This is a genomic window from Arthrobacter ginsengisoli, from assembly GCF_031456935.1.
Lineage (GTDB): Bacteria > Actinomycetota > Actinomycetes > Actinomycetales > Micrococcaceae > Arthrobacter > Arthrobacter ginsengisoli.
This window is the reverse complement of the sequence record NZ_JAVDVQ010000001.1, coordinates 231819-251530: the sequence shown is the minus strand read 5'-3', so window position 1 is coordinate 251530 and position 19712 is coordinate 231819. Positions and strand designations below refer to the sequence as shown.

18 protein-coding genes are annotated in these 19712 nt (G+C 66.9%); 14 read left to right on the top strand and 4 right to left on the bottom strand.

Annotation, left to right across the window (positions count from 1 at the left end):
• Window positions 1–3: 3 nt before the first annotated feature.
• From J2X01_RS01160 to pdxS, 3 genes are all read left to right on the top strand, one after another.
• Window positions 4–627, top strand: coding sequence for an HIT family protein (locus J2X01_RS01160; RefSeq protein ID WP_310049787.1), 624 nt, complete (start codon window positions 4–6; stop codon window positions 625–627).
• Window positions 617–1255, top strand: a complete 639-nt coding sequence (gene pgsA / locus J2X01_RS01155) for a phosphatidylinositol phosphate synthase (protein ID WP_310049785.1) — start codon at window positions 617–619, stop codon at window positions 1253–1255. The genes J2X01_RS01160 and pgsA overlap by 11 nt, the downstream gene beginning before the upstream one ends.
• Before the next feature lie 171 nt (window positions 1256–1426).
• Window positions 1427–2353 carry a pyridoxal 5'-phosphate synthase lyase subunit PdxS gene (pdxS, locus tag J2X01_RS01150; protein ID WP_310049782.1) on the top strand — a complete coding sequence of 309 codons (927 nt, stop codon included), beginning with the start codon at window positions 1427–1429 and terminating at the stop codon, window positions 2351–2353.
• Between the two features lie 241 nt (window positions 2354–2594).
• Here the strand turns inward: pdxS and J2X01_RS01145 are convergent, their stop codons facing one another.
• On the bottom strand, window positions 2595–4607 hold the full coding sequence (locus J2X01_RS01145) for a M3 family metallopeptidase (protein WP_310049781.1): 2013 nt from the start codon (window positions 4605–4607) through the stop codon (window positions 2595–2597).
• A gap of 82 nt (window positions 4608–4689) precedes the next feature.
• Between J2X01_RS01145 and J2X01_RS01140 the strand changes: the two genes are divergently transcribed.
• The gene (locus J2X01_RS01140) at window positions 4690–5982 is read left to right on the top strand and encodes a CapA family protein (RefSeq protein WP_310049779.1); all 1293 of its coding nucleotides are present in this window, start codon (window positions 4690–4692) and stop codon (window positions 5980–5982) included.
• Window positions 5983–6005: 23 nt separating this feature from the next.
• On the top strand, window positions 6006–6842 hold the full coding sequence (locus J2X01_RS01135; RefSeq protein WP_310049776.1) for an alpha/beta fold hydrolase: 837 nt from the start codon (window positions 6006–6008) through the stop codon (window positions 6840–6842).
• Between the two features lie 18 nt (window positions 6843–6860).
• Here the strand turns inward: J2X01_RS01135 and J2X01_RS01130 are convergent, their stop codons facing one another.
• The 3 genes from J2X01_RS01130 to J2X01_RS01120 form a co-directional block, all read right to left on the bottom strand.
• Window positions 6861–7349 (bottom strand): GNAT family N-acetyltransferase, encoded by a 489-nt coding sequence (locus J2X01_RS01130; protein WP_310050189.1) that lies wholly within the window; start codon window positions 7347–7349, stop codon window positions 6861–6863.
• A 151-nt stretch (window positions 7350–7500) separates the two neighbouring features.
• Entirely contained in the window at window positions 7501–8289 is a 789-nt protein-coding gene (locus J2X01_RS01125; protein ID WP_310049775.1) for a type 1 glutamine amidotransferase, read from the bottom strand.
• On the bottom strand, window positions 8286–9605 hold the full coding sequence (locus J2X01_RS01120; protein ID WP_310049773.1) for a Mur ligase family protein: 1320 nt from the start codon (window positions 9603–9605) through the stop codon (window positions 8286–8288). The genes J2X01_RS01125 and J2X01_RS01120 overlap by 4 nt, the downstream gene beginning before the upstream one ends.
• 81 nt (window positions 9606–9686) lie before the next feature.
• Here J2X01_RS01120 and pdxT point away from each other — a divergent pair, with 81 nt between their 5' ends.
• The 9 genes from pdxT (at window position 9687) to J2X01_RS01075 (ending at window position 19686) form a co-directional block, all read left to right on the top strand.
• On the top strand, window positions 9687–10388 hold the full coding sequence (pdxT, locus tag J2X01_RS01115; protein WP_310049772.1) for a pyridoxal 5'-phosphate synthase glutaminase subunit PdxT: 702 nt from the start codon (window positions 9687–9689) through the stop codon (window positions 10386–10388).
• 3 nt (window positions 10389–10391) lie between these two features.
• Window positions 10392–11147 carry a YebC/PmpR family DNA-binding transcriptional regulator gene (locus J2X01_RS01110; protein WP_310049770.1) on the top strand — a complete coding sequence of 252 codons (756 nt, stop codon included), beginning with the start codon at window positions 10392–10394 and terminating at the stop codon, window positions 11145–11147.
• Complete coding sequence (gene ruvC / locus J2X01_RS01105; protein WP_310049766.1) at window positions 11144–11722, top strand: crossover junction endodeoxyribonuclease RuvC; 579 nt, start codon at window positions 11144–11146, stop codon at window positions 11720–11722. Before J2X01_RS01110 ends, ruvC begins: the two co-directional genes overlap by 4 nt.
• Window positions 11723–11828: 106 nt before the next feature.
• Window positions 11829–12476, top strand: coding sequence for a Holliday junction branch migration protein RuvA (gene ruvA / locus J2X01_RS01100; protein ID WP_310049764.1), 648 nt, complete (start codon window positions 11829–11831; stop codon window positions 12474–12476).
• Window positions 12469–13581, top strand: coding sequence for a Holliday junction branch migration DNA helicase RuvB (gene ruvB / locus J2X01_RS01095; RefSeq protein WP_310049762.1), 1113 nt, complete (start codon window positions 12469–12471; stop codon window positions 13579–13581). Before ruvA ends, ruvB begins: the two co-directional genes overlap by 8 nt.
• 234 nt (window positions 13582–13815) lie before the next feature.
• Window positions 13816–14223 carry a preprotein translocase subunit YajC gene (gene yajC, locus J2X01_RS01090; protein WP_310050187.1) on the top strand — a complete coding sequence of 136 codons (408 nt, stop codon included), beginning with the start codon at window positions 13816–13818 and terminating at the stop codon, window positions 14221–14223.
• Window positions 14224–14328: 105 nt separating this feature from the next.
• Window positions 14329–16095, top strand: coding sequence for a protein translocase subunit SecD (secD, locus tag J2X01_RS01085; protein ID WP_310049760.1), 1767 nt, complete (start codon window positions 14329–14331; stop codon window positions 16093–16095).
• A complete protein-coding gene (gene secF, locus J2X01_RS01080) occupies window positions 16096–17118 on the top strand; it encodes a protein translocase subunit SecF (RefSeq protein ID WP_310049759.1) in 1023 nt (340 codons plus the stop codon). It begins immediately after the preceding gene.
• Between the two features lie 174 nt (window positions 17119–17292).
• Window positions 17293–19686, top strand: a complete 2394-nt coding sequence (locus J2X01_RS01075; protein WP_374724901.1) for a RelA/SpoT family protein — start codon at window positions 17293–17295, stop codon at window positions 19684–19686.
• Window positions 19687–19712 lie beyond the last annotated feature (26 nt).

Here is a 19712-nt window from a genome sequence, read left to right as displayed (position 1 = left end):
GGCATGCAGGAAACCACAGGGGCCGGCCCGGAGTACCCGGGGGACGACGGCGTGACCGACGACTTTGGCCTGGCCGGGGTGCCGGACGCGTTCCAGCGCCTGTGGACTCCGCACCGGATGGCGTACATCAAGGGCGGGCAGCACCAGTTCAAGAACGTAGACGACTGCCCGTTCTGCGTGGCGCCGGAACGCGAGGATGACGATTCGCTGATCGTCTACCGTGGACGGACCAGCTACGTGGTGCTGAACCTTTTCCCCTATAACCCGGGCCACCTGCTGGTCTGCCCGTACCGGCACATTCCGGATTACACGGACCTGACCGTGGAGGAAACAGCCGAATTCGCCGAGCTGACCCAGACGGCCATGCGTGTGCTGCGCAAGGTCGCCAACCCCACCGGCTTCAACCTCGGGATGAACCAGGGCGTGACGGGCGGTGCCGGGATCGCCGGGCACCTGCACCAGCACGTGGTGCCGCGCTGGGGCGGGGACGGCAACTTCTTCCCGATCATCGCCCAGACCAAAGCCATTACGCAGACCCTGGGTGAGGTCCGCCAGCAGGTGGCGGAGGCCTGGCCGCAGGCAAACGACGCGGGGCAGGCGACGGCCGGGGCGACGGATGCTCAATAGGCACGCGCGCGGTTTCTTCACCGCGCTGTTCTCCCCGCTCGCCCGCTGGCTGTTGAAGATCGGCGTCTCCCCGGACGCCGTGACCATCGTCGGAACGCTCGGCGTTGTGGTCGGCGCCCTGGTGTTCTACCCCTTGGGTGAGCTCTGGTGGGGCACGCTCTTCATCACCGCCTTCATCTTTTCCGACGTCATCGACGGCATCATGGCGCGGATGCAGAAGGGCGGAGGCCGGTGGGGCAACTTCCTGGACTCCACCCTGGACCGCGTTGCCGACGGCGCGCTGTTCGCCGGCGTCGCGGTCTGGTTCTTCACCGGAGGAGCAAACACCCCGATCGCGATTGCCGCCGTCCTCTGCCTGGTCCTGGGCATGGTGGTCTCGTACGCCCGCGCCAAGGCCGAGGCGTTGGGCTTCCACGCCAATGTGGGCATCGCCGAGCGCGCCGAGCGGCTGGTTTCCGTGCTGGTGGTCACCGGTTTCACCGGACTGGGGCTGCCCACCGTGGTGCTTTTTGTAACGCTTTGCCTCCTTGCTGCCGCGAGCCTCGTGACAATCATCCAGCGGATCGTCTCGGTGCACCGCCAGTCGCTCGAGGAGACTGAAGGCACCACCACCGGACAGGCCGCCTGAGCGCGCATCGCCGGCGGGTCCCGCGGCTGTCACCGGAATTCAGCCGGGTCGCGGCGGGGGACTAGTATTAGCACTACCGGCCAATGGATCCGGTAATCCGGTGTGTGCGAAGAGGCATTTGTGTGCCGTCCGCGCTCCGGCGAGGTCATCTATCTACCCATAGGGGTTTTTGTGTCTACACCTGATGTAAGCAGCGAAGCCGGCGCGTCCGCGAAGAGCGTTACGGGCAGCAACCGCGTTAAGCGCGGCATGGCGGAGATGCTCAAGGGCGGCGTCATCATGGACGTCGTCAACGTCGAGCAGGCCCGCATCGCTGAGGATGCCGGCGCCGTCGCAGTCATGGCGCTGGAACGCGTTCCCGCCGACATCCGTGCCCAGGGCGGCGTGTCCCGGATGTCGGATCCGGACATGATCGAGGCGATCATCGCGGCCGTGTCCATCCCGGTCATGGCGAAGGTCCGGATCGGGCACTTCGTCGAGGCGCAGGTCATTCAGACCCTCGGTGTGGACTACATCGACGAGTCCGAGGTCCTGACCCCGGCCGACTACTCGCACCACATCGACAAGTGGAACTTCACGATTCCCTTCGTCTGCGGCGCCACGAACCTCGGTGAGGCCCTGCGCCGCATCAACGAGGGCGCGGCGATGATCCGTTCCAAGGGCGAGGCCGGCACCGGCGACGTCTCCAACGCCACCACGCACATGCGCCAGATCCGTGCGGAGATCAACAGGCTCGCCGGCATGGCCGAGGACGAACTTTACGTCGCAGCCAAGGAACTCCAGGCCCCGTACGAACTGGTCAAGGAAGTCGCCGCGACCGGCAAGCTCCCCGTTGTGCTGTTCACCGCCGGCGGCATCGCCACCCCGGCCGACGCCGCGATGATGATGCAGCTCGGCGCGGACGGTGTGTTCGTCGGGTCCGGCATCTTCAAGTCCGGCAACCCGGCCCAGCGTGCCGCCGCCGTCGTGAAGGCCACCACCTTCTTCGACGACCCGGAAGAGGTCGCCAAGGCCTCCCGCGGCCTGGGCGAGGCCATGGTCGGCATCAACGTGGACGAGATCCCGCAGCCGCACCGCCTCGCCGAGCGCGGCTGGTAATTACCAGTCGATTGCTCCGCAACTGCCCTTATCAGGCTCCAAAAGGGCGGCTTCGGAGCAGCCGCTGGGCTTTTCGAGGCCACAGCGCTTGAGTAACTGCAGTCGAACGCACGACGCCGGCCGGTCACCTTCTCCAGGTGGCCGGCCGGCGTCGTTCGTTTCCCTATCGATTGCTCCACAACGGCCCTTATGGGGCTCCAAAAGGGCCGTTGCGGAGCAACCGTTGGGGGTGGGGAGGGGATTATTCCAGGCCGCGGCGCTTGAGGAGCGGTTCGAGTTCGGCGTCGCGGCCGCGGAAGGCGCGGAAAGAGTCCAGCGGATCGCGGCTGTTGCCCCGGGAGAGCAGTTCGGCGCGGAAGTAGTCGCCATTGGCCCGGGTAAGGCCGCCGTGGTCCTTGAACCACTCCACCGTGTCGGCGTCGAGCACCTCGCTCCAGATGTAGGAGTAGTAGCCAGCGGCGTAACCGGCGCCGGCGAAGATGTGCTGGAAGTAGCCGGTGCGGTAACGCGGCGGGATCAGGCGGTGGGCCACACCGGCCGCGGCCAGTGCCTTGGCCTCGAACTCCAGGACATCCTCGGGCACCTCGCTGCTTTCGAGCACGTGCCAGGCCAGATCGAGCAGGGCAGCGCCGAGGTATTCGGTGGTGCCGAAGCCCTCGCCCCAGAGCTGCGCGGCGTCGAGCCTGTCCACAACCTCCTGCGGCAGCGCTTCGCCGGTGGCGTAGTGGCGTGCGTAGTTGGCGAGCACCTGCGGCCACATGATCCACATTTCGTTCACCTGCGACGGGTACTCCACGAAGTCCCGCGGCACGGAGGTGCCCGAGAACCGCGGATAGGTGACCGAGGAGAACAGCCCGTGCAGGGCGTGGCCGAACTCGTGGAACGTGGTGCGGAGCTCGTCGAGGGTCAGCAGCGTGGGTTCCCCGGCCGGCGGCTTGGAGATGTTGAGGTTGTTGATCACCACGGGCCGGGTGTTGAGCAGCCCGGACTGTTCCACCAGGGAGTTCATCCAGGCCCCGCCGCGCTTGGATTCGCGGGTGTAGTAGTCGCCCAGGAACAGGCCCAGCTCAGTGCCGTCCGGGTTGCGGACTTCCCAGACGCGCACGTCCGGGTGGTAGCCCGCCAGGTCGGTCCGTTCATGGAACGTGATCCCGTACAGCGCGTTGGCAGCGAAAAACACGCCGTCGTTGAGGACGCGGTCCAGCTCGAAGTAGGGGCGCAGGGCCTGCTCGTCCACGGCGTACCGTTCGCGTTTGACCTTCGCGGAGTAGTAGGCCCAGTCCCACGCCTCCAGGGCGTGCCCGGCGGTTTCGGCCAGCGCCTCTGCCTCGGCGTCGGCGTTCCGGACCGCGGCCGGCGCGAGCCGGTTCAGCATGGTCTGCACGGCGGCGAAGTCCGGCGCGGTCTGCTGGTCCACGACCAGTTCGGCGTAGTTGGCGAAGCCGAGCAGCGTGGCCTTCCCGGCGCGCAGCCGGACCATGTCCTTGACCAGGTCCAGGACGTCGAAGGCGCCGCCGTCGCTGCCGCGGCCGATGGAGGCCTGGTACAGGCGGCGGCGGACATCCCGGTTTTCCAGGGCCGCGAGCGCGGGCTGGTTGCTGGGCTGGATGAGGGTCAAAAGGAACTTTCCCTCGTGCCCGGCGGTGCGGGCGGCTTCCGCGGCGCTGGCAACATCGTCAGCGGGGAGCCCGGCGAGATCGCCGGCGTCGTCCAGCAGCAGCGCGGCGGACTTCATTGCTTCCTTGACCCGCTGGCCGAATTCCGTTCCTAGCCGGGAGAGCTCGGCGTTGGCGGCCTTGAGCCGTTCCTGGCCCGCGCCGTCGAGCTGGATGCCGGACTGCCGGAATTCCTTGAGGTACTCGTCCACAAGCCGGGCGGATTCAGCGTCGAGCTGGTCTGTGTTGATGGCCGAAAACCGCTCGAACAGTCCGCGGTTCAGGTAAACGGCGTCCTGGTGGGCCGAGAAACGCGGCGACAGCGTGGTCTCGAGGTCGCGGATGGCGTCCGAGGCGTCGGCCGAGACGAGAGTGAAGAAGGAGGCTGCCGCGCGCTGCAGCAGCCGTCCGGCCCGCTCCATCGCCAGCGCAGTGTTTTCGAAGGACGCCGGCTCCGGCGAATCCACAATGGCCTGGATCTCTGCCAGATGCTCGGCGAGGCCGGCCTCCACGGCTTCGGCGTAGTGCTCGGTGGTGATGTCCGCGAACGGCGGCAGGCCGAAGGGCAGGGTGCTGGGGCTCATCAGGGGATTGGTCATGAAATAACTCTTTCATGTAAAGCGGGGAGTCTCAACGGTCGGCTATGCGTGTTGTCACCGCTGCGGCCGTAGGATTGGCGCCATGCGTACCATCACCCCCACGCTGCGCGGCCGTCTGCTTGCCGCCGCCGCAGCGCTCTCCCTTTTGGCCTCTGTGGCCTCCTGCGGGATCAGTGCCCGACCGGACAGCGATGCGTCAGGTTCTCCGGCGGCCTCTGGCGGCACCGCCGGGACGGCCGCGGGACAGGTTCCGGGAACTACGCCGGCGTCGTCCTCGGCGACGTCGAGCACCCCGACGCCGTCACCGACGCCGACGCCCGGGAAGGGGCCGGATTGCGCGGCCGTCCGCTGCACCTCGGTGCTGGTCACCGGGGACATGCTGGTCCACAACCAGCTCTGGGAGCAGGCCCGGGCGGACGCCCTGGCCGCCGGAGCCAAGGGGCTGGACTTCGGCCCGATGCTTGAGGGCCAGCGCAAGTACCTCGCGAAAAGCGACCTGGCGATCTGCCACCAGGAAACGCCAGTGGCCGGCCCGGCCGGGCCGTTCTCCGGTTACCCTTCGTTCAACGTTCCCCCGCAGATCCTCACGGCGGCCCAGCAGGTCGGCTACCAGGCCTGCACCACCGCGAGCAACCACACCGTTGACCGCGGCACCGCCGGGCTGGTGCGCACCCTGGATGCCCTCGATGCTGCCGGGCTGCAGCACACGGGCTCCTACCGGAGCGAGGCCGACGCCGAGGGCGTGCTGATCCTGCAGACCGCCGCGGCGAAGATCGCTGTGATCAGTGCGACGTACGGGCTGAACGGGCAGCTCCCGGAAGCGGCCTGGCAGGTGGACATGCTCGACCCCGAGGTCATGATTGCCAAGGCCAAGAAGGCCCGGGACGCGGGCGCGGACATCGTCCTGGGCGCCATGCACGCGGGCGAAGAATATTCGAGTGTGCCCAATGCCGAGCAGAAGAGCGTCGCCCACGCTCTCGCGGACAGCGGCCAGTTCACCATGATCTACAGCCACCACTCGCACTCGGTGCTTCCGATCGAACAGTACAAGGGGACCTGGATTGCCTACGGTCTGGGCAACGGCATCACTGAATTGTCGCCGAACTATGTGGTGAACAACGAGGGGCTGCTGGTCCGGGCCCAGTTCAGCCAGGACGCCGCCGGCACGTGGACCGCCTCCGATCTGGCCTGGGCGCCGTCGGTGATGGTCCGCGGACCCTACCGCTGGTGCTCCGTGGCCTCCGACGCCCCGCAGGGTCCCTGCGCCGGCGCCGCGGCCGACGCGGCTACCCGCCAGCGCACCCAGACCGTGGTCGAGTCAATGGGGGCCGCGGCTGCGGGCGCCCACGAACTGCTCATCACCAGGGAACCATAGGAGCCGCAGGACAGGAGGCTTTCGTGGGCAAAGCAGCGATGGTGGACCGGGAACCCCGGAACGGGACCTTCCCCAACGGCATGGACTACCTGAGCTGGGGCAACGGCCCCAAAACAGTCCTTTTCATCCAGGGCGGCCCAGGGAGCTCCGTGCCCCAGGGGATGCTGCGCCGGATGTTCCGGCGGCAGTTCGATGCCTTTCTGCACGCCGGATACGCTGTCTGGATTGTCACCAGGCGCCGGGGCATGCCGCCGGAGCACACCGTCGCCGACATGGCCGACGACTATGCGCGGCTGATAGCCGGGGAGTTCGGCGGGCGCATCGACATCGTCCTGGCGGAATCGTTTGGCGGGATGATCGGCCAGTATCTGGCGGCCAGGCATCCTGACTCCTTCGGCGACATCGCCATGGTAGTCACCGCAGCGGAGTTGAGCGACTGGGGCAAGGACGTCGATTCCCGGATGGCCCAGGCCCTCGCCGGCGGTGACACGAACGGCGCCGGTACGGTCTTCGCCGAGTATCTGTTGCCGGGCCGGCGCCTTGCGTGGCTGCGGCGGCTGATTGGGCCGGCTATCAGCCGCCGGCTTCTCAGCGGATCCGATTTTCCTCGCCAGGACGTCCTCACCGAGGTGCAGGGCGAAGTGTCCTTCGATTCCCGGGCGGTGCTCCCGTTGATCCGGCGGCCGGTGCTGCTGATCTGCGGGGGCTCCGACCGGTTCTTCCCCCGCGACGTCGCCCAGGAGACGGCCGGGCTGATCCCGGATTGCACCCTCATCTGGTACGAAGGCAAAGGCCACATCCGGGCAGCCTCAAGCGGCCGGGTCGCGCCGGACGTGCTGGAGTACGCCGGCCGCAGGTGAGCCGCGGCCGGGGGAGCGCTACGGCCGCCCCAGGTCCAGAGCCAGGGTCATGTAGACACTGTTTCGGTCGTCCCCGTAGCCGGCAAAGGGCGGGCAGACGTCGAATCCGTGACGCTGGTACAGCCGCCGTGCCGGAGCGAAAAAGTCCTGGCTCCCGGTCTCGAGGTACAAGCGGTGGTATCCGCCCCGCCGGGCTTCGGCCACGATGTGGGCCAACAACAGAGTGGCGATGCCGCGGCCACGGGCGTGGGCGGCGGTGCGCATGGACTTGATCTCACCCTCCCTGATTTCGCCTTGGCCCTGCTGGAGCTGCTTCAGCGCTCCGCAGCCAAGCACTTCATCATCCTCGCGCGCGGTCCAGAACGTGATGCCCGGTCCCGAAAGCGCCGCAGAATCGAGGGCATGCACACTCTCTGCCGGGGAGGTGGCGAACATGTCCGCGAGGTGCTCGCTCAGGAGCTGCCGGACATCCGCGCTGCCGGGGTCGTCACGGTCAATCCGGATCATCGTGAACTGCTCCTCGCCAGAATCTGTCATCGCTCGCTCAACTTAACGCCGAGCCTGTCCGCAGGGGTCGCCGCAACCTTCCGGCGATTTCGCGTCCGACGGCGGTTGTATCCGGGCGCATTTCGCGGCGCTTGGCTGACTCAGTGCCTGCTCAGCGCGGGCGGCGGGCGGCGTGCTCGCGGGCGAGGACGGCGTAGGTGTCGTCCGGGGTTCCGGGGGAGAAGCTGCCATACTTACGTTCGACGGCGGTCCGGATGAGGAAGTCGGCCAGCGCAGGGTTCTTCGGCAGCAGGGAACCGTGCAGGTAGCTCGCCACGATGTTCCGGTAGCGGGCGCCCTCCTGGCCGGCGCTGCTGTTGTTCCCGGTGCCCTTGGCTGTGGTTCCCAGCGGTGAGACGCCCGGACCCAGAGTGGTCTGGCCGCTGTGGTTCTCGTAGCCCAGGACGGTGCCGAACTCGGCGGTGGACACCGTGACGTTGCCGATCAGCCTCTCGTCGGTGCCGTGCGTCTCCACGTCCAGGATGCCGATGCCCGGGATGACGGACCCGAGCCGGGTCTTGAAGAACTTCCCGAAGAGCTGGTAGAGCCCGCAGATGACCAGCATGGGGGTGCCGTCCTCGGCGAGCTCCTTCAGGACGGTCTCGCGCGACAGCAGGTCATCCTGGATGACCAGCTGTCCGCTGTCCTGCCCGCCGCCGCCGACGATCAGGTCGACGTCGGATGGGAACGCGTCGCCGACGTTGTACTCGAGCAGCTCCGGCGTGTAGCCGTGCCAGCGCAGCCGCTGGGCCAGCACCAGGGCGTTGCCCCAGTCGCCGTAGATGTTCATGTCCCGCGGGTACAGCTGCAGGATCCGGATGGTGCCCTTGCTGGGGGCCGGGGTTTTCTCGGCCGGAAGCTCGTGCCCGAAAGGAAACTTGGACGCCGGCTGGGGGGTCATGAGACCACCTCCACTGTGGTGATTTTGGACAGCTCGCGGCGGATGGCCAGCATCGCTGTGTAGGTGCAGAAGATCCGCTTCGGTTTGTCCGGCGCGCCGCTGATGAAGGCCGCCAGCGCGGGCGCAATCTCGGTGTCAACCGCGCCGACCCCGACGTCGTCGTACTGCAGGCGCAGCGCCATGTCGTAGGCGCGGGAGCCACTCAACTGGTCCACGCCGCCATCGCGGAGGGTGTCGAACTCGACGTCCCAGAGCCAGGACATGTCCCGGCCGTCCGCGTAATTGTCATTGATCGCGATCATCGTGGCGTATCCCGCGGCCGGGAAGGACTTCAGCCCCAGGCGGAATCCGCTGGGGTTCTTCACCAGCACCAGATCCAGCGGCAGGCCGTCGACGACGAGGCTCTCGCCGCGTCCAAACGCCGGCGCCACCTCGGACAGTGCCTTCAGCAGGCCCTCGTTGTCCGCGGCGGCCGTTTCTCCAAGGACAGAGTCCCGCATCGCGATGGCCCGGGCCAGGGTCAGTGCGGCCGCGGCATTGAAGATGTTGTAGACGCCGCGGAGCTTCATCGCGGTGGTGGCCGTGACGCCGTCGAACTCAAAGTCCGCGTCGGCCGCACCCACCCGGCGCAGCACGACGTCGGCGTCCGGCCTGGCGGGAGCCGCCGGTACCGGGCTGCCGGGAGCCGCCCGCATCTCGTCGTCGTTCGGGAAGGTGCTCAGCAGGGAGTCATCCAAGCCGAAGTAGAGGACCCGGGCGCCGGTAACGGTGTCTGTTTTGAGCGTTTCCGCGATTCGCGCGACGCGCGGGTCCTCGCGGTTCAGCACAACGGTTCCCGTGGTCTTGGAGGCGATGTGCTGCAGCAGTTGCGCGGTCTTGTCGATCTCGCCGAAGCGGTCCAGCTGGTCGCGCAGGACGTTGAGCAGGAGGCAGTAGCGCGGTGGCACCTGGTTGACGAAGTGCACCGCGTGGGCCTCGTCGAGTTCCAGCACGGCGACGTCGGCCTGCAGCCGTCCCCGCCAGTCCACCTCGCCGAGCAGCGCGGCGGCCACGCCGCGGGTGAAGTTGCTGCCGGTGCGGTTGGTGAATACCTTCAGGCCCTGGCTCTCCAGCAGTTCCACGACCATTTTGGTGGTGGTCGTCTTGCCGTTCGTGCCGCTGACGACGGCGACGCCGTGCGGCAGCGTCGACAGGGTCCTGCGCATAAAGCCAGGGTCGATCTTTTCCACCACGAGCCCGGGAAGGGCAGAGCCTCCGCCCCTGAGCCGGGAGACCCGGCGGACGAGCTTGCCGAGCGGAACGCTGAAGTAAAACATGCTTTGTAATATATCCCAGCGGCAGCGGGGAAGCCCGCCGGGAAGCTGCCGGGGACCCGCCCGGGCCATTATGCTGTTCGGATGACCAACCCCTCTTCTGTGCCTCCTTCCCGCGTGGGAACAGGCCTCCGGATCGGCGTCCTGGCTCTCCAGGGCGACTTCCGGGAACACCTGCACGCGGTGGAAGCCGCCGGTGCCGCCGGCATCGGCGTCCGCCGGCCGGCCGAACTCGATGGCCTCGATGGCCTCATCATTCCCGGCGGCGAATCGACCACCATTGACAAGCTGTCCCGGGCCTTCGGGCTCAGCGACCCGCTGCGCCAGCGTATCCAGGACGGGCTGCCGGTCTATGGCTCCTGTGCCGGGATGATCCTCCTCGCGGACGAGATCACCGACCCCGCGAAGGACCTCGCCGGCAACCCGCAGCAGACGTTTGGCGGCCTCGACATCACGGTGCGCCGGAACGCCTTCGGCCGGCAGCGCGAGTCCTTTGAGACGGACCTGGATTTCAAGGGCCTCGACTTCAGTGCCACCCGGGACGGCGTGGCCCCGGTCCACGCGGTCTTCATCCGCGGACCCTGGGTGGAACGCGTCGGTGAAGGCGTGCAGGTCCTCGCCAAAGTGGAACCTTCCAGGGCATCCCACCCCGAGGCGCTGGCCGGGACGGCTAGAATTGTTGCTGTGCGTTCCGGCAAGCTGCTGGCCACCTCCTTCCACCCGGAAGTGACGGGGGAGAAGCGCGTGCATGAATTGTTTATTCGAATGATCAGAGGAGAAGCGTAAAGCATGTCAGGCCACTCCAAATGGGCGACGACCAAGCACAAGAAGGCCATCCTCGACAGCCGCCGGGCCAAGTCGTTCGCCAAGCTGATCAAGAACATCGAAGTTGCCGCACGCATGGGCGGCCCGGACCTTGCCGGCAACCCGGGCCTGGAACTCGCCGTCACCAAGGCCAAAAAGACTTCGGTCCCCGCTGACAACATCGACCGTGCCATCAAGCGCGGCGCCGGCCTCACCGGCGAAGTCGTGGACTACACCGAGATCATGTACGAATGCCGCGGGCCGCAGGGCTCGGCGCTGCTGATCGAATGCCTCACGGACAACAAGAACCGTGCCGCCTCCGAGGTCCGCCTCGCCATCTCCCGCAACGGCGGAACCATCGCCGATCCGGGTTCGGTCAGCTACCTGTTCTCCCGCAAGGGTGTCGTCTCGCTGCCGAAGAACGGCCTGAGCGAGGACGACGTCCTGATGGCCGTCCTCGACGCCGGCGCCGAGGAAGTCAAGGACAACGGCGACAGCTTCGAAATCCACTCCGAACCGACCGACCTCCAGGCCATCCGCGATGCGCTCAAGGACGCCGGGATCGAGTACGAGACCGACGAAGCTGAGTTTGTGCCGTCCATGCAGGTGCCGCTGGATCTGGACGCCGCCAAGAAGTTCATGAAACTCGTGGACGCCCTCGAAGAACTGGATGACGTCCAGAACGTTTACAGCAACGCCGACCTCAGCGACGAAGTGCAGGCCGCACTGGAAGCCGAGTGACCCTTCGCGTCCTCGGCGTCGATCCGGGCCTCACCCGCTGCGGGATCGGCGTCGTGGACGTCGAGAAGAACCGCCGCGCCACCCTGGTGGCGTTCGGCGTCGTCGGCACCTCGCCCGAGGAAAGCCTGGACCAGCGCCTGCTGGTCATCGCCACCTCGATCGATGAGTGGCTGGACCAGTACCAACCGCACGTCCTCGCCGTCGAACGCGTCTTCTCGCAGCTCAACGTCAGCACCGTGATGGGCGTTGCCCAGGCCTCCGGCGTCGTGATCGCAGCCGCCGCACGCCGCGGCATCCCGGTGGCGCTGCACACCCCGTCCGAGGTCAAGGCCGCCGTCACCGGCAGCGGAACATCCAACAAGGATGCCGTCACCAAGCTGGTCACCAAAATTCTCCGGCTCGACGCCCCGCCGCGGCCTGCCGACGCCGCCGACGCCCTCGCGCTGGCCATCACCCACGCCTGGCGGGCCGGGAGCGGCGCCGCGATCGCGACCAGCGGGCCGGGGAGCATGTCCCTGACCCCGGCCCAGCGGGCCTGGGCGGACGCCGAAGCCAAAGCGCGCCGTACACGCTGAATGTCCGACTGTGCCGCCACAGAACTTGGTAGGGTATTCGTAGATATGTTCGGATAGCCGGGTCAGCCCGGTTCTATTTTCAGCTGAATTTTTCAGGAGCCCGGCTTTGATCAGTTTTCTCCGCGGAACCGTAGCGCACGTCGGCCTGTCCTCCGCCGTGATCGACCTCAACGGCGCCGGCATGAGCGTGAACGCCACGCCACAGACCCTCAGCACCCTCCGCACCGGCGAGGAGGGCAAGCTCTTCACCTCCCTGATCGTGCGCGAGGACTCCCTGACCCTGTACGGCTTCGTCAGCGACGACGAACGCGAAGTCTTCGACGTCCTGCTGAGTGTCAGCGGCGTCGGGCCCCGGCTGGCGCTGGCCGTCCTTGCCGTGCATGAGCCCGAGGCGATCCGGGTGGCCGCGCACTCCGGCGACGGCAAGGCCTTCACCTTGGTGCCCGGCATTGGCCCCAAGGTCGCCGGCCGGATCGTGCTCGAACTGGCCGGAAAGCTGGTGCCGCACGGCACAACCGCCGGAGCCACGATGCCGGCGGCGTCCGCCGAGTCGGTCTGGAAGCCGCAGGTCGTTGCGGCCATGACGAGCCTGGGCTGGTCCGAGAAGGACGCCACAGCCAGCATCGACAAATCGCTGGCCGATTCACCCGAACTGGCCGAGAAGGGCAACGTCGCGGAGATCCTGCGCGCCACCCTCCGCTGGCTGGGCCAGGACGGCGCCCGCGCCGGGAACCGGGTAGGCGCCCGTGGCTGAGCCGTCGATTGTCACCGGGGGAGAGGAACCGGAGGAGCGGGTCATCGAAGCCGCCCTCCGGCCCAAGAACCTGCATGACTTCGTCGGCCAGCACCGGGTCCGGAAACAGCTTTCCCTCGTGCTGGAGGCCTCGCGCATGCGCGGCCGCAGCGCCGATCACGTCCTGCTTTCGGGTCCGCCCGGGCTGGGCAAGACCACACTGTCAATGATCATCGCGGCCGAAATGAACGCCCCGCTGCGGATCAGCAGCGGACCTGCCATCCAGCATGCGGGTGACCTGGCGGCCATCCTGTCCTCGCTCTCCGAAGGCGAAGTGCTGTTCCTCGACGAGATCCACCGGATGTCCCGGCCCGCCGAGGAAATGCTCTACATGGCGATGGAGGACTTCCGGGTCGACATCGTGGTCGGCAAGGGCGCCGGGGCCACCGCGATCCCGCTGGAACTCCCGCCCTTCACCCTGGTGGGTGCCACCACCCGCGCCGGGCTGCTGCCCGGCCCGCTCCGGGACCGCTTCGGCTTCACCGGCCACCTCGAGTTCTACTCCGTGGCCGAGCTGGAACTCGTGCTCCGGCGCTCCGCCGGGCTCCTGGACCTCAAGGTCAATTCCGCCGGCTTCAGCGAAATCGCCGGACGTTCCCGCGGCACACCCCGCATCGCCAACCGGCTCCTGCGCCGGGTCCGCGACTGGGCGCTGGTGCACGGCATCGAGCAGATCGACGCCAGGGCCGCCTCCGCGGCGCTGGACATGTATGAAGTCGACAAGCGGGGCCTGGACCGGCTCGACCGGGCCGTCCTCGAGGCCCTCATCACCAAATTCGGCGGTGGCCCGGTTGGCCTGTCCACCCTGGCCATCGCCGTCGGCGAAGAGACCGAAACCGTCGAAACCGTCGCCGAGCCGTACCTCGTCCGTGAGGGACTGCTGGGACGCACCCCGCGGGGGAGGATCGCACTCGCCCCGGCCTGGACGCACCTCGGTTTCGCGGTGCCGCCCGGTATCTTCGCGCAGGACCCGCTGGAGCTCTTCCGGGCCGAGGACGACGCCCCGGACGCGGCGGACGGGCTGGGCCAGGACGCCGATCCGGAATGGATCCGTAACAGTCAATAGCACCGCGCCGTAACCTTTTCCCTTTAGACTGGAATGACGCTCGGCACGTTCGGGTCTTTGTTTCTGTGCGCGGCCAGCACCGGCCGCCGACGGTTCGGCATGATTCCCGGCCAGCCAGAAGCCAAGCGGACGTTGCTGGAAAACCAGCTACGCAAAGTACAGAACGGAACTATCCCTGTGTTCGGACTTATTTCTGCCCAGACCCAGCCGCAGGCCGGCGGCGGCATCGACTTCATGACCATCCTGCTGTTCGCCATGCTCGGCGTCTTCGTCTTTATGATGTTCCGCCGCAACAAAAAGACCCAGAAGACGCAGGCGCAGCTCCAGTCGAAGTTCGCCCCGGGTGTCGAGGTCATGACCAGCTTTGGCCTGTACGGCCGCATCGTGGAGATCGACGAGGACGAGAACAAGGTCCTGCTCGAGCTCTCCCCGGGCAACACCGCCACCGTGCACCGCCAGGCCGTCACGAAGATCATCGAGCCCGTTGTTGTGCCGGAGGAGCCCACGGTCGTTCCCAACGACGCGTCTTCGCTGTCCGTCGACAAGGCCGACGGCGCCGCTCCGGTCAGCGAAGCCCCGATTGTTGAGACGCCCGAGGAAACCCTGCGGCGCCTGAACAACGAAGGCAAGAAAGACAGCTAGCCTGCCTGTTTGAGCTATCCCGCGAAGTAACGGCTGCGGGCAACCGCCGGAGCGGGCCCGCCAGGGCCGCACGGCGGTTCCTCCGTAATAATAGAAAGATCGACAATGGCACGAACTGGCCCTAAAAACTCAGCCCTCAGGGTGCTGGTCTGGCTCGGCGTTATCCTCGCCGTCATGACCGCTGTCCTGGCAGGCGGCACGATGGCCGGCCAGGCGAGCTGGGCTCCCAAGCTTGCCCTGGACCTTGAAGGCGGCACCCAGATGATCCTGGCGCCCAAGGTTGAGGGCGGTTCGGACATCAACGAAGATCAGCTCAACCAGGCCGTGGCGATCATCCGCCAGCGCGTGGACGGTTCCGGCGTGGCTGAAGCCGAAATAAGCACGCAGTCCGGACGCAACGTCGTCGTCAGCCTGCCGGGGACACCGTCCAAGGAAACCCGCGCCCTGATCCAGGCGTCCGCTGACATGAACTTCCGGCCCGTCCTCCAGGCCGGACCGGGCGCAGCCGTCCCCGCGGAGGCGCAGACCCCGGTGGACCAGCTGCCCAAGCCCACCGCGGAGCCCACCAACGGCAGCGACCTGAACTGGGTGACGCCCGAGATCTACCAGAAGTTCGAGGCGCTCGACTGTGACAACCCGTCGCAGGAAAAGCAGGAACGCTCCGACCCGGCCAAGCCGCTGGTCACCTGCGAACCGGCCTCGGCCAACTCACCGGCGATCAAATACATCCTTGGCCCGGTTGAGGTCAAGGGCTCCAACATCTCGGGTTCGACCTTCCAGCTGCAGCGCGGGGCCCAGGGCGCCGTGACCAATGAGTGGGCTGTGAACATCCAGTTCAACGAGGAAGGCACCGCCAAGTTCAAGGAAGTCACCGAACGGCTGTACCAGTTCTACATCGCCGGCGGCGGCCAGACCGGCTCGGATCCGAAGGCCCAGTTCGCGATTGTCCTCGACGACCAGGTCATTTCCGCTCCGCGGTCCCTCGCCGTGATCACCGATGGCCGTCCGCAGATCACCGGCGGTTTCACCGAGGAGTCCGCGAAGGCCCTCTCCGACCAGCTCCGCTTCGGCGCCCTGCCGATCAGCTTCGAGATCCAGAGCGAACAGCAGATTTCGGCGACCCTGGGTGGTGAGCAGCTCCGGATGGGTATGCTCGCCGGCCTGATCGGATTGCTGCTGGTCGTGGTGTATTCACTGGTTCAGTACCGGGCGCTGGGCCTGGTCACCGTCGCCTCCCTCGTGGTGGCCGGCGCGCTGACGTACCTGGCCATCGCGGTCCTCGGCTGGACCGAAAACTACCGGCTGTCCCTCGCTGGCGTCGCAGGCATCATCGTGGCCATCGGCCAGACCGCGGACTCGTTCATCGTCTACTTCGAACGTATCCGCGATGAGCTCCGTGAAGGACGCGGCCTGGTGTCGGCCGTCGAGAACGGCTGGAAGCGTGCCAAGCGCACCGTCCTGGCCTCCAAGGCCGTCAACCTGCTGGCTGCCCTGGTGCTGTACTTCGTGGCAGTGGGCAACGTCCGCGGCTTCGCGTTCACCCTCGGCCTGACGGCCATCGCCGACCTCATCGTCGTCTTTATGTTCACGCACCCGACCCTGCAGTTGCTGGCCCGCACCAAGTTCTTCGGGGAGGGACACCCGCTCTCGGGACTGGACCCGAAGAGCCTCGGCGCCGTACCCCTGTACCGGGGCGCGGGCCGGTTCCGCACTCCTGCGGACAAGCCGGCTGCTGTTGCCGCGCTCCGCGCCAAGAACGCCGGCGCGGCGGCCGAGGCCGAACGCCGGATGACCATCGCAGAACGACGCCAGGCGGAACGACAGGAACAGCTTGCCGGTTCCTCCAAGAGCGCGTCCAAGGAGGGCAACTAAATGGCCACCAGCTTCGCCAATTTCGGCAATGAGCTTTACACCGGCAAACGCTCCTACGACTTCGTGGGGTCCAAGAAGATCTGGTTCGGGATCGCGGCGCTCCTGGTTGCGCTCTCGATCCTGCTGCCGGTCGTCAAGGGTGGGTTCAACCTCGGCATCGAATTCCGGGGTGGCTCGGAGTTCACCGTCTCCAACGTGAAGACCACCGACGCTGCCATCGGCGAAAAGGCTGTCCAGGACGTGGTCTCCGGCAGCGTCCCGCGCGTGGCGAACGTCGCAGGAAGCACGATGCGGATCCAGACGGACAAGCTCACCGAAGACGAGACGCTCCAGATCAAAGCCGGCCTCACCGAGGCCTACGGCGTGACGGACAACGAGGTGACGTCCACCTTTATCGGCCCCACCTGGGGTGCTGACGTCACCAAGCAGGCCCTGCTGGGCCTGGGGATTTTCGTCGCCCTCGCCGCCGTCATGATGGCGCTGTACTTCCGGACCTGGAAGATGTCGCTCTCAGCGATCGTCGGCATGCTTGTGACGATGTTTATCACGGCCGGTGTCTATGCCCTCAGCGATTTCGAAGTCACGCCGTCGGCCATCATCGGCTTCCTGACCGTGCTGAGCTACTCGCTGTACGACACGGTGGTGGTCTTCGACAAGATCCGTGAGAACACCTCGGACTTGCAGGCCTCCACCAGGCGGACGTTCGGCGAGGAAGTCAACCTAGCCGTGAACCAGACCCTGGTGCGTTCCATCAACACCATGATGGTGGCCATCCTCCCGGTCGGTGCCATCCTCTTCATCGGGGCGGGTCTGTTGGGTGCCGGAACGCTGCGGGACCTCTCGCTGGCACTGTTTGTCGGAATCTTTATCGGCACAGCGGCCACGATCTTCATCGCCGCGCCGCTTTATGCCTGGCTGCGCCACAGCGAACCGGAGCTGGTGAAGCAGGCCCAGCGCGTGCACCAGCGCCGCGCCCAGGCAGCCGCCAAGGAGGACGCAGCGGCGGCACCGGCCACGGCGTAGCCTCAGCTGTCCTGCCGGACCGCTGACCGCAGGGGTTCCCGCCCGGCCGGCCCACGGGCTGGAGAACGTCATTTCATGGCGCTCTCCGGCCCGTTGCCGTCCCTGCGCCGGTTATCGAAGTATCCTGCTGCGGGAATACACTGGAAGAATTGACGGGTTCGGAGAGGTGCTCCATTGGAAGAACGTTCGACGCCGGTGCCAGCAGCACCGGCGGATAAGGCCCCAGGCCAGGGTATGCAGACTGGTGTGGTGGCTTCCGGACGCGCCGAACCGTCGGTCCCCGTGGACAGCTCGGGCGCACGCCCCACGTTCCCCGGCCGGCGGGAACGCACCCGGTCCCGCCTTGCCCGGCTGACCGGGCGTGGCGCCCCCGCGTATTCCCCGATTCTTGAACCGCTGCTGCGCACCGTGCGTGCGAACAACCCCAAAGAGGACTTCGACCTCATCCAGCGCGCCTTCATCGTGGCGGAGACCTGCCATCGGGGCCAGAAGCGCAAGAGCGGCGATCCCTACATCACGCACCCGGTGGCGGTGGCCACGATCCTGGCTGAGCTGGGGCTCAGCGGCACCACGCTCGCCGCGGCGCTCCTGCACGACACCGTCGAGGACACCTCCTACACCCTGGATGACCTGAGGGCCGAGTTCGGGCCGGAAGTCGCCATGCTGGTCGACGGGGTCACCAAGCTGGACAAGGTCAGCTTCGGCGAGGCCGCGCAGTCTGAGACGGTGCGCAAGATGGTCGTGGCCATGGCCAAGGACATCCGGGTCCTGATGATCAAGCTGGCCGACCGGCTGCACAACGCCAGGACCTGGCGTTTCGTCTCGGCCGAGTCCTCGGCACGCAAGGCCCGGGAAACCCTGGAAATCTTCGCCCCGCTGGCGCACCGGCTTGGCATGAACACCATCAAGTGGGAACTGGAAGACCTGTCCTTCGCGGCCCTGTACCCGAAGGTCTACGAGGAAATCGTGCGGATGGTGGGGGACCGGACGCCGGAGCGGGAAAAGAACCTCTCCGTCATCCGCGACCAGATCACCGAGGACCTGCGCGCGGCCAAGATCAAGGCCACGATCACGGGCCGGCCGAAGCACTACTACTCCATCTACCAGAAGATGATCGTGCGGGACAAGGACTTCGACGACATCAACGACCTGATGGGCGTCCGTGTCCTGGTCGACTCGGTCCGGGACTGTTACGCGGCGCTGGGGGCCATGCATTCGCGCTGGAACCCCCTGCCCGGGCGGTTCAAGGACTACATCGCGATGCCCAAGTTCAACATGTACCAGTCGCTGCACACCACGGTGATCGGCCCGGGCGGCAAACCCGTGGAGATCCAGATCCGCACCCACGAGATGCACCGCCGCGCCGAATACGGCGTCGCTGCGCACTGGAAGTACAAGGACCAGCCGAACCGCACGGCAGCCGGGCCGGGAAGCCCGCGCGACGGCGACATGGGCTGGCTCCGGTCCCTGGTGGACTGGCAGCAGGAAACCTCGGACCCCGGCGAGTTCCTTGACTCGCTGCGCTTTGAAATCAATGCCCGGGAAGTGTTTGTCTTCACGCCCAAGGGTGAGGTGATGGCCCTGCCCGCAGGTTCCACGCCCGTGGACTTCGCGTATGCCGTCCACACCGAGGTGGGCCACCGGACCATCGGCGCCCGCGTCAACGGCAAGCTGGTCCCGCTCAACAGCGAACTGAACCATGGCGACTGGGTGGAGATCTTTACCTCCAAGGCTGAGGGTGCCGGGCCCAGCCAGGACTGGCAGCACTTCGTCAAGAGTGCCCGTGCCCGCAACAAGATCCGGCAGTGGTTCAGCAAGGAACGCCGCGAAGAGTCGATCGACCGTGGCAAGGAACTGCTGACCAAGGCGATGCGCAAGCAGAACCTCCCGCTGCAGCGCCTGATGACGCATGACGCCCTCGCGGCGATCGCCGAAGACTTCAAGTACGTCGACATCTCCGGCCTGTATGCCGGCGTGGGCGATGGGCACACCTCCGCCCAGTCCGTGATGGAACGCCTCGTGGAGAGCCTTGCCGGCAACGACACCCCCGAGGACGACCTCACCGAGGTTTCCATCCCGACCCAGGTCACCAAGGCCCGGTATTCCGATTCCGGTGTTGTGGTGCGCGGCGTGGACGACGTCTGGGTCAAGCTCGCCCGCTGTTGCACTCCGGTGCCACCTGACCCGATTCTGGGTTTTGTGACCCGCGGCTCCGGCGTCTCCGTGCACCGGACGGACTGCACCAACGTCAGCGGACTGCTGGAGCAGCCGGACCGGATCGTCGAGGTCGAATGGGCGCCGACGCAGTCGAGTGTCTTCCTGGTGGAGATCCAGGTCGAAGCGCTCGACCGCAAGTCCCTGCTCTCGGACGTGACCCGGGTCCTCTCGGAGAACCACGTCAATATCCTGGCGGCGAGTGTGCACACATCCACGGACCGGGTGGCCATCTCCAAGTTCGCGTTCGAGATGGGTGACCCCAAGTACCTGAGCCATGTCCTGAGCGCCGTCCGCCGCATCGACGGTGTCTTCGACGTCTACCGCACCACCGGCAACCGGCGGCGCAGCTAACTGCGGACGGCTGCCGGGGCAGCTGT

Excerpts from the sequence above, each read along its gene's own strand:
- J2X01_RS01160 (WP_310049787.1), top strand. The coding sequence starts at position 4 with ATGCAGGAAACCACAGGGGCCGGCCCGGAGTACCCGGGGGACGACGGC.
- pgsA (WP_310049785.1), top strand. The coding sequence starts at position 617 with ATGCTCAATAGGCACGCGCGCGGTTTCTTCACCGCGCTGTTCTCCCCG.
- J2X01_RS01145 (WP_310049781.1), bottom strand. The coding sequence starts at position 4,607 with ATGACCAATCCCCTGATGAGCCCCAGCACCCTGCCCTTCGGCCTGCCG.
- J2X01_RS01140 (WP_310049779.1), top strand. The coding sequence starts at position 4,690 with ATGCGTACCATCACCCCCACGCTGCGCGGCCGTCTGCTTGCCGCCGCC.
- J2X01_RS01130 (WP_310050189.1), bottom strand. The coding sequence starts at position 7,349 with ATGATCCGGATTGACCGTGACGACCCCGGCAGCGCGGATGTCCGGCAG.
- J2X01_RS01125 (WP_310049775.1), bottom strand. The coding sequence starts at position 8,289 with ATGACCCCCCAGCCGGCGTCCAAGTTTCCTTTCGGGCACGAGCTTCCG.
- J2X01_RS01120 (WP_310049773.1), bottom strand. The coding sequence starts at position 9,605 with ATGTTTTACTTCAGCGTTCCGCTCGGCAAGCTCGTCCGCCGGGTCTCC.
- pdxT (WP_310049772.1), top strand. The coding sequence starts at position 9,687 with ATGACCAACCCCTCTTCTGTGCCTCCTTCCCGCGTGGGAACAGGCCTC.
- J2X01_RS01110 (WP_310049770.1), top strand. The coding sequence starts at position 10,392 with ATGTCAGGCCACTCCAAATGGGCGACGACCAAGCACAAGAAGGCCATC.
- yajC (WP_310050187.1), top strand. The coding sequence starts at position 13,816 with ATGACCATCCTGCTGTTCGCCATGCTCGGCGTCTTCGTCTTTATGATG.
- secD (WP_310049760.1), top strand. The coding sequence starts at position 14,329 with ATGGCACGAACTGGCCCTAAAAACTCAGCCCTCAGGGTGCTGGTCTGG.
- secF (WP_310049759.1), top strand. The coding sequence starts at position 16,096 with ATGGCCACCAGCTTCGCCAATTTCGGCAATGAGCTTTACACCGGCAAA.